The sequence below is a fragment of the Streptomyces sp. NPDC057438 genome, assembly GCF_042802995.1.
Lineage (GTDB): Bacteria > Actinomycetota > Actinomycetes > Streptomycetales > Streptomycetaceae > Streptomyces.
The window spans coordinates 1-8467 of record NZ_JBHVDD010000163.1; the positions used below are offsets into that span (position 1 = coordinate 1).

The 8467-nt window shown below is 70.7% G+C and carries 8 protein-coding genes; 7 read left to right on the forward strand and 1 reads right to left on the reverse strand.

Annotated elements, in window-relative coordinates; translation table 11 throughout:
• Positions 1-329 precede the first annotated feature (329 nt).
• Positions 330-539, forward strand: a complete 210-nt coding sequence (locus ACFU5F_RS41510) for an antitoxin (RefSeq protein WP_383898763.1) — start codon at positions 330-332, stop codon at positions 537-539.
• Positions 540-716: 177 nt separating this feature from the next.
• Here ACFU5F_RS41510 and ACFU5F_RS41515 read toward each other — a convergent pair whose 3' ends face one another.
• Positions 717-1589: a bifunctional DNA primase/polymerase gene (locus ACFU5F_RS41515; protein WP_383898765.1), complete on the reverse strand. Its 873-nt coding sequence runs from the start codon at positions 1587-1589 to the stop codon at positions 717-719.
• 353 nt (positions 1590-1942) lie between these two features.
• Between ACFU5F_RS41515 and ACFU5F_RS41520 the strand changes: the two genes are divergently transcribed.
• From ACFU5F_RS41520 to ACFU5F_RS41545, 6 genes are all read left to right on the forward strand, one after another.
• Positions 1943-2248: a hypothetical protein gene (locus ACFU5F_RS41520; RefSeq protein WP_383898766.1), complete on the forward strand. Its 306-nt coding sequence runs from the start codon at positions 1943-1945 to the stop codon at positions 2246-2248.
• A 557-nt stretch (positions 2249-2805) separates the two neighbouring features.
• Entirely contained in the window at positions 2806-3909 is a 1104-nt protein-coding gene (locus ACFU5F_RS41525; RefSeq protein WP_383898768.1) for a bifunctional MaoC family dehydratase N-terminal/OB-fold nucleic acid binding domain-containing protein, read from the forward strand.
• Positions 3906-4358, forward strand: coding sequence for a MaoC family dehydratase (locus tag ACFU5F_RS41530; protein WP_383898770.1), 453 nt, complete (start codon positions 3906-3908; stop codon positions 4356-4358). Before ACFU5F_RS41525 ends, ACFU5F_RS41530 begins: the two co-directional genes overlap by 4 nt.
• Positions 4355-5521, forward strand: coding sequence for a lipid-transfer protein (locus tag ACFU5F_RS41535; protein WP_383898772.1), 1167 nt, complete (start codon positions 4355-4357; stop codon positions 5519-5521). The genes ACFU5F_RS41530 and ACFU5F_RS41535 overlap by 4 nt, the downstream gene beginning before the upstream one ends.
• A gap of 218 nt (positions 5522-5739) precedes the next feature.
• Positions 5740-6495, forward strand: a complete 756-nt coding sequence (locus ACFU5F_RS41540; protein ID WP_383898774.1) for a SigE family RNA polymerase sigma factor — start codon at positions 5740-5742, stop codon at positions 6493-6495.
• A gap of 238 nt (positions 6496-6733) precedes the next feature.
• On the forward strand, positions 6734-8392 hold the full coding sequence (locus ACFU5F_RS41545) for a long-chain fatty acid--CoA ligase (protein WP_383898776.1): 1659 nt from the start codon (positions 6734-6736) through the stop codon (positions 8390-8392).
• The last annotated feature ends 75 nt before the right edge of the window (positions 8393-8467 follow it).

Genomic DNA, 8467 nt, shown 5'->3' on the forward strand with positions numbered 1-8467 from the left:
ACGAGCGCAAGGCCGAACACTTCCTGGCCTTCACCGCCATCGCCTGCACCCTCATTTGCTACCGCCGACTCACCAAATGAGACGACGTCTAAGAAGTGCCCCATCTTGCCCGACCGCCCCCCGGACAAAAAGCCATATCGTCACGGGTCTCTGACCTTGCACTTTGCGGTTGACGGCTGAAGCTCACCTGCTCGTGTGGGCTTCGTGGACGAGAGAGAAGCGGGCAGGCCTTGGCCGAGGGCCGCTTCGTTGGCAGGGGCCACGAGATGCGGGGTGTGGGTGGGGCGCTGATGCTGGTGGGGACCGTGTGAGCGGTGGAAGGAGACGCCATGTCTGTGATGGACAAGCTCAAGCAGATGCTGAAGGGGCACGAGGACCAGGCCGGGCAGGGCATCGACAAGGCCGGTGACTCCGTCGACGGCCGGACGCAGGGCAAGTACCGCGGTCAGGTCGACTCCGCGCAGGAGAGGCTCAGGCAGCAGCTGGGCTCGGAGCAGACGGGGCAGAGCGACACCGGTCGCGAGGAACCGCCCCGGTAGGAGTGCCGGGCAAGGTCCCGGGCAGGTCCCGGGCGGGTGTCGCGGCCCCCTTCAGCGGTCGACGAGAAACGGTCGGGACCTCACCTCACCTCACCTCACCTCACCTCACCTCGCCTCAAAATCGTCGACGGTTTCTCGCCGGTCGCGGTGGCCTCTCCGGGCCCCGCGACCGGCGGACTACGGCCTCCGGCCCGACATCCGTGCCGCCGACGCCACCGTGGAGCGGGCCTCGCGTTCCGTGAGGCCCGTGCGTACGGCCGCCTCGACCAGGGCGTTCGTGAGGTGTGGGCCGAGGCCGTTCTCGTAGGCGCGGCAGGCGGCCCAGAAGAGACGGGTGTTGCGCTGCCCCTCCTGGGCGGTCAGGACGAAGTGGACCAGTCCGTGGCCGTGGGGGTGAGCGGTGGTGGGGCCGGAGGGGCCCGTACGCGGCGGTGGTGACAGCAGGCGGAGCAGGGCCGGTGGGCAGGGGGCGGGTGCGAGGTGGGCGGTGCCGGGGGCGGTGCCGTAGACGCCGTGGTCGGTGCGGGAGCCGGGGCCGACGAGGTAGCCGCCGGCGCCGCGGATGTCGATGCCGGGTGCCAGGCGGCTCGCGGAGTTGGGGACGACGACGTCGGGCGGGCCGGTGAGCCAGATGTGGCGGCCCCCGCTGGGGGTCAGCACGACGACCGTCTCGGGGATCGTGAAGAGGTGCCGCAGGGCCAGTTCGCGCAGGGCCGCCGAGGAGTCCGTACCGGACTTCGTGTCGAGGTCGACGCCGATCAGGTGGTGGGGGTGGAGGCCGCAGGCGATGCCGTAACCGGTGGCCCAGGGGGCGGCGGAGAAGAGTTCGCGGACGCGGCGGGGATCGGTGGAGGCGTCGTGGACGCCGTGGCCGAAGCGGCCGCACTCGCCGTGGCAGGGGCGGGGTCGGGGGTGGGGGTCATCGCGGTGCGGGGAGCGCAGGGCCGGGAGCTTCGCGCGGGAGAGGGGGATCACCGCCAGTCCGCGTTCGGCGGCGGAGAGGGCGTGGGCCAGGGCCAGGGTTCCGGCCTGCCGGTCTATGGTGGCCATGCTTCTATGTTCGTACGCATGTTCGATAAAGGGAAGAGGGTTCGAGGACACCCTTCGGCCATCGAGGGGCCGTTCGCGGGGTGTCCGGCAACGTGGTGGAACGCTTCGCCCCTTGTCTCGCCCCGTCCTGGCGGCGTTCGCCGGGAGAGTTGCGGCTGAGCTGGGAGTTCCTTGATCCAAGGGGGTTTATCGACTTGTCATCACGCTTCAGGGGGAATGGGGGCTTCCGGGGTGGTTCGCCAGGGTTCGGTGGGCAACTCTTGGGGTGCGACGTCGAAGACCGGCATCGAGGCGGTCGGCCAACTGCCCCGGGGCAACCCGTACTTGCGTGAAAGGCCCTGGAGGAAATGCACATGGCAAGCATCCGTACCGCCCGCGTTCTCGCCGCCGTCTCGGCACTCCCGCTCGCCGCCGCCCTGTTCGCCGGTGTGGCGACGGCCGACAACGGCTCGTTCGCGGACGACGGATCGAACGCCGGCGTGGCGAACCTCGTCGGCAGCGGGGTCGGCCGCGACAACAGCGGCAACTCGTCCACCTCGCAGCAGCAGGCGAACGGGTCGGGCGCCTCGAACCAGAACAACACCGCCCAGGTCAACGGCTTCGGCCTCACGGCCATCGACCAGAAGAACGCCGTCGTCAACTTCGCCGACCTCTGGTGAGCCGGCCGAGGGCTGCCGCGGGTCCGGGGGCGGGCGGATGAGGTCGCCCCGGCCCTGAGGCCCCGGGTCCGGCCCTCGGTGGGGGATGCAGGAGCTGCAGGAGCCATGTGGGACATGGTGTTTGTGGGGTGTGACACGCCTGTGCGGCGGTGCTTCGGCGCCGCCGCACAGGCGTTCTCCCGTTCCCGCACAGTCCTTTGCCGGTTCCCGCGCGCGTTTTCCGGTTCCCGCGCCGGCGTCCGTGGATCCCCGCACCGGCGCCTCTTGATCGCCGTACGGCTGCCTCCAGCCCGCCGCGCAGCAGTACTCCGGACGGCAAGCACGGGCTCCTGCGGACCGTCGAGCAGCCGTCTCCGCGTCGCCGCACGGGCTTCTTCGGGCCCGCCGGACAGCTGTACTCCGGACCGCCGCACCGTCGTTCTCCGGTGATCTCGCGGGCCGTTCGCCGCCGCGTCGCCCGTGAGCGACGGATGCCTCGGCGACCTTGACAGTTGCGGCACCAGTTCCTTCAATCTGACGAGTAGTCAGAATTGGACTCCGGAGGGGACGGTGGGGCCGTGGCGGTGACCGAGGACCTGTCCGTACGGCTCAAGGCGTACGAGGGGCGTGCGGCCGTCCTCGGCGGCCGGGGCAAGGATCCCGTCAACGCGCCCATGATCCGGCACTGGTGCGAGGCCATGGGAGACTCCAACCCCGCGTACACCGGACCCGATGCCATCGCCCCGCCCACCATGCTCCAGGTGTGGACGATGGGCGGCCTGAGCGGGCACGAGACCCGCTCGGCGGCCTACGACGAACTCCTCGCGCTGCTCGACGACGCCGGGTACACCTCCGTCGTCGCCACCGACTGCGAGCAGGAGTATCTGCGGGCGCTGCGGCCGGGGGACGAGATCACGTTCGACGCGGTCGTCGAGTCGGTGTCCGAGCGGAAGACCACCCGGCTCGGTACGGGCTACTTCGTCACGACCCGCATGGATGTCCGGGCCGGTGAGGGGGGCGACGAACTCGTCGGCACCCACCGCTTCCGGATCCTCAAGTACGCGCCGGCGAGGACATCCGGGACGCGCGCCCCGGCCGACGAGCGACAACGCGAGCGACAGAGCCGAGGGCAGCGACACCCCGAGCAGCAGAACCAGGAGCAAGAGAACCAGGAGCAAGAGAACCGAGAACAGCAACCACCGGAACGGCGATCGTCGCAACCGCAGCCCCGGCGCCCCCGCCCCGTCGTCAATCGGGACAACGCCGGCTTCTGGGAGGGCGTCGCGCGCCATCGCCTCCTCATCCAGCGCTGTGCCGACTGCGGCACCCTCCGTCTCCCCTGGCTTCCAGGCTGCAACGCGTGCGGTTCCCCCGAGTGGGACACGGTCGAGGCGGGCGGCGACGGCACGGTGTACTCGTACGTCGTCATGCACCATCCGCCCTTCCCGGCCTTCGGCCCGCCGTACGCCGTCGGGCTGATCGAGCTGGCGGAAGGGGTCCGGATCGTCAGCAACGTCATCGGGGTGCCGTACGACAAGGTGCGGATCGGGATGCCCGTACGGCTCGAATTCGCGCGCTATGGCGACGACTTGGAGTTGCCGGTGTTCCGCGCGGACGGGACGGACGGGACAGGCGAGTCAGGCGGGGCGGACGAGGCGGAGGAGGAGGTGGGGCGGGTATGACGGCCCGGGTCGGGGACGTGCTGCCCCCGTTGGAGATCGAGATCACCCGCACGCTCGTCGTCGCGGGGGCGATCGCCTCGCGCGACTACCAGGACGTGCACCACGACCCCGAGTTGGCGCGGCGGCGCGGATCACCGGACGTCTTCATGAACATCCTGACGACGAACGGGCTGGTGGGACGCTATGTCACCGATCACTTCGGTGCGGCCGCGGTCCTCCGCAAGGTGGCCATCCGGCTCGGAGCGCCCAACTACCCCGGGGACACGATGGTGTTGACCGGCAGGGTCGACACGGCCGTCGGCCGCACCGCCACGGTGAGGATCATCGGCGAGAACGGCATCGGCAGGCACGTCACCGGCACGGTCACGGTCACGCTGCCAGAGGCAGAGGCCAGTGCGGATGGCGGCCCCGGTGCTCCCTTCGCCCCCACAGCGGGGGACGTCGTATGAGCGTACGAAGCATCGACCGGCTCGGGGGGCGCGCCGCGATCGTCGGCATCGGTGCGACCGACTTCTCCAAGGACTCGGGGCGCAGCGAGCTGCGCCTGGCCGTGGAGGCGGTGCGGGCGGCGCTAGACGACGCGGGGCTGGCGCCGGCGGACGTGGACGGGATGGTCACGTTCACGATGGACACGAGCCCGGAGATCACGGTCGCGCAGGCAACCGGCATCGGTGAGCTGTCCTTCTTCTCGCGCGTCCACTACGGCGGCGGCGCCGCGTGCGCGACCGTGCAGCAGGCCGCGCTCGCGGTGGCGACGGGTGTGGCGGAGGTCGTGGTCTGCTACCGGGCGTTCAACGAGCGCTCGGGAAGGCGGTTCGGGTCGGGCGTGCGGCAGCGCGAGCCGTCGGCGGAAGGCGTGGCGCTGGGCTGGACGCTCCCGTTCGGGCTGCTCACGCCGGCCTCGTGGGTCGCGATGGCGGCGCAGCGCTATCTGCACGTGTACGGGCTGACCCCCGAGGTGTTCGGGCACGTGGCCGTGGTCGACCGGAAGTACGCGGCGACGAACCCGGCGGCGTACTTCCACGGCCGTCCCATCACCCTCGACGAGCACGCGGCCTCGCGCTGGATCGTCGAGCCGCTGCGGCTGCTGGACTGCTGCCAGGAGACGGACGGCGGCCAGGCGCTCGTCGTGACCTCGGTGGAACGTGCGCGGGATCTGCCGAAGCCGCCCGCCGTGGTCGTGGCGGCGGCGCAGGGCGCGGGCCGGGCGCAGCAGCAGATGACCGGTTTCTACGACGGCGACCTCACCGGGCTGCCGGAGATGGGCGTGGTCGCCCGCCGGCTTCGGCGGACCTCGGGGCTGGGGCCGGACGACATCGACGTGGGCATCCTGTACGACCACTTCACACCGTTCGTGCTGATGCAGCTGGAGGAGTTCGGGTTCTGCGGGCCGGGGGAGGCGGGGGACTTCGTCGCCGAGGAAGCGCTGCCGATCAACACCCATGGCGGGCAGCTCGGTGAGGCGTATCTGCACGGGATGAACGGCATCGCGGAGGCGGTACGGCAGGTGCGGGGCACCGCCGTGAACCAGGTCCCCGGCGCCGAGCGGGTCCTCGTCACCGCGGGGACCGGGGTGCCGACCTCGGGGTTGGTCCTGGGGACGGGCGGGTGAGTGGTCGGAATGTGACGGATGAGGGGGCTTTCAGGTGTCTTGGGGGCCGATGTCGTACACCCTGGGCAGGTGCTTCTCAGGGGTACACCCTCAGTACCTGGGGGCTACTCATCCACCTGCAGTAGGTGAGGTCTGCCCCACTTCTACAACCTGAGAGGGATTCGGCTTCGGGACCTGCGGCCGATCCGCCGGGCGCGGCCCGCTCCTAGCGTGGAGCCATGACCATACCCGTCTGCACCAGCGCTTCGAAGGCCGCTGCACCAGGGCCCCGGACCCTGCCGACCCCGGCCCGATCCACTGCGGCAGCCCGGCCGGCAGCGGCTCCCCACGCGTCATCAGCCCCCCGCTCGTCATCGGCGGCGCGCCCGGCCGCGACGGCCCGCCCGGCCTCGGTCCGGTCGGCAGGGGCCGTCCGGTCGACGTCGGCGCGGTCGGCCCTGCCGGGCCTGACGCACTCGTCGTCGCACGCGTCCTACGCGTCCTACCCGTCGTTCTCGGCGTACGTGAAGGCCCGCCAGCCGGTGCTGCTGCGGACCGCCCGCTCGCTCACCGCGAACCCGTGCGACGCCGAGGACCTGCTGCAGACCGCGCTGGCCAAGACGTACGTCGCCTGGGAGCGCATCGAGGACCACCGGGCCCTCGACGGCTATGTGCGCCGGGCACTGCTGAACACCCGCACCTCCCAGTGGCGCAAGCGGAAGGTGGACGAGTTCGCATGCGAGGAACTGCCGGAGCCGGAGGGGGCCCAGGCCGCCGACCCGGCCGAGCAGCAGGCGCTGCACGACGCGATGTGGCGGGCGATCATGAAGCTGCCGGCGCGGCAGCGGGCCATGGTCGTCCTCAGGTACTACGAGGACCTGAGCGAGGTACAGACGGCCGAGGTGCTCGGTGTCTCGGTCGGCACGGTGAAGTCGGCGGTCTCGCGTGCGCTGGGCAAGCTGCGCGAGGATCCCGAGCTGGAACCCGTGCGCTGAGCCGTTCGTTGGGCTGTCGGGTGGCTCCCACGCCCGGCTGGGCGCCGCGTGGGGCACGGCCGCGGACTCGGACGGCTCAGATCCGGATCCGGTGGTCGAACTCGGGCTCGAACGCAGGCCCGGTGGGTCGCTCTGTCTGATCGATCATCCTGTCCTCTAGTGACATACCGATCGGTATGTGAGCAGAATCAGCGCAACCGTTACCGCCGCGTAGGCAGAGCCGCCCCGGGAGGACGCCGTGCTGAGCACCATGCAGGACGTACCGCTGTTGATCTCCAGGATCCTGACCCACGGGCAGGTCATCCACGGGACGTCGCAGGTGATCACCTGGACCGGCGAGGGGGAGCCGGAACGCCGCTCCTACGCCGAGATCGGCGCCCGCACCGCGCAGCTGGCCCACGCCCTGCGCGACGACCTCGGAGTCGACGGCGACGAGCGCGTCGCGACGCTGATGTGGAACAACTCGGAGCACGTGGAGGCGTATTTCGCGATTCCCTCCATGGGCGCGGTCCTCCACACCCTCAACCTGCGGCTGCCCCCCGAGCAGCTCGCCTGGATCGTCAACCACGCCGCCGACCGCGTGATCATCGCCAACGGCTCGCTGCTGCCCCTCCTCGCGCCGCTCCTTCCGCACCTCAAGCCGGTGGAGCACGTCGTCGTCGCCGGCCCCGGCGACCGGTCGCTGCTCGCCGGAGCGAGCGTCCAGGTGCACGAGTACGAGGACCTGATCGCCGGCAAGCCGACCACGTACGACTGGCCCGAGCTGGACGAGCGCTCCGCCGCGGCCATGTGCTACACCTCCGGCACCACCGGCGACCCCAAGGGCGTCGTCTACTCCCACCGTTCGATCTACCTGCACTCCATGCAGGTCAACATGGCCCAGTCCATGGGGCTCACGGACGCGGACCTCTCGCTCGTCGTCGTTCCGCAGTTCCATGTCAACGCCTGGGGCCTGCCCCACGCGACCTTCATGACCGGCGTGAACATGCTGATGCCGGACCGGTTCCTGCAGCCCGGCCCGCTCGCCGAGATGATCGAGACGCTGAAGCCCTCGCACGCTGCCGCGGTCCCCACCATCTGGCAGGGCCTGCTCGCGGAGCTGACCGCCCGCCCGCGCGAGGTCTCCTCGCTCAACCAGGTCACCATCGGCGGCTCAGCCTGCCCGCCCGCCCTCATGGAGGCCTTCGACAAGCTGGGCATGCGTGTCTGCCACGCCTGGGGCATGACGGAGACCTCGCCGCTCGGCACGATCGCCCGGCCGCCGGCCCACGTCGAGGCCGGCTCCGAGGAGGAGCTCGCGTACCGCCTCACCCAGGGCCGCTTCCCCGCCTCCGTCGAGGCCCGTCTCACCGGTCCCGGCGGCGAGCGTCTGCCCTGGGACGGCGAGTCGGCCGGTGAGCTGGAGGTGCGCGGCCCCTGGATCGCGGGCGCGTACTACGGCGGCCAGGGCGCCGAACCCGTCCGCCCCGACGACAAGTTCAGCGAGGACGGCTGGCTGAAGACGGGGGACGTCGGCACGATCAGCCCCGACGGCTTCCTCACCCTCACCGACCGGGCCAAGGACGTCATCAAGTCCGGCGGTGAGTGGATCTCCTCCGTCGAGCTGGAGAACGCCCTCATGGCCCACCCGGACGTGGCTGAGGCCGCCGTCGTCGCCGTGCCGGACGACAAGTGGGGTGAACGCCCTCTCGCCACGGTCGTGCTGAAGGAAGGCTCCACCACCGACTTCGCCGCCCTCCGCACCTTCCTCGCCGACGAGGGCCACATCGCCAAGTGGCAGCTGCCGGAGCGCTGGACGATCATCGAGTCGGTGCCGAAGACGAGCGTGGGCAAGTTCGACAAGAAGGTGCTGCGCAGGCAGTACGCGGAGGGCTCGCTGGACGTGACCCAGATCTAGAACCTGACAGCCCTGACGAGGGTTCAGGACTCGTGCATACGGCGGTGGGGCGGTGTTTCACGTGAAACACCGCCC